Here is a 304-nt window from a genome sequence, read left to right as displayed (position 1 = left end):
CTGCCCGAAACTGGATGCTGTGGATTACAGCGAAAAGCTCAACGAGATCCTGCGCAGCAACGACATCCAGAGCGTGACCATCCTCCGCATGGAGGTGCCCTGCTGCGGCGGCTTGGAGATGGCAGCGAAAAAGGCACTGCAGACCAGCGGTAAGTTCATTCCCTGGCAGGTGGTCACCATTTCCATTGACGGATAATTTCTGGACTTAATGCGGCAACACAGATCGACCGAGTGTCTTTGACTTTGGGTTATTCCAAGGCGGTGCGGGCAGTGCGCACAAGATACTCCATGGCCTCCACCGGGT

1 pseudogene is annotated in these 304 nt (G+C 55.9%); it reads left to right on the top strand.

Going from position 1 to position 304, the window contains the following annotated elements:
• Positions 1-196, top strand: a pseudogene (locus tag P0G09_RS18395) (4Fe-4S ferredoxin); the annotation flags it as partial.
• Between the last annotated feature and the right edge of the window lie 108 nt (positions 197-304).

This window comes from Faecalibacterium sp. DFI.5.82 (assembly GCF_029076575.1).
Taxonomy (GTDB): Bacteria; Bacillota; Clostridia; order Oscillospirales; family Ruminococcaceae; genus Faecalibacterium; species Faecalibacterium duncaniae.
Note: the sequence above shows the minus strand (reverse complement) of the source record. Positions and strands in the feature narration are given on the sequence as shown.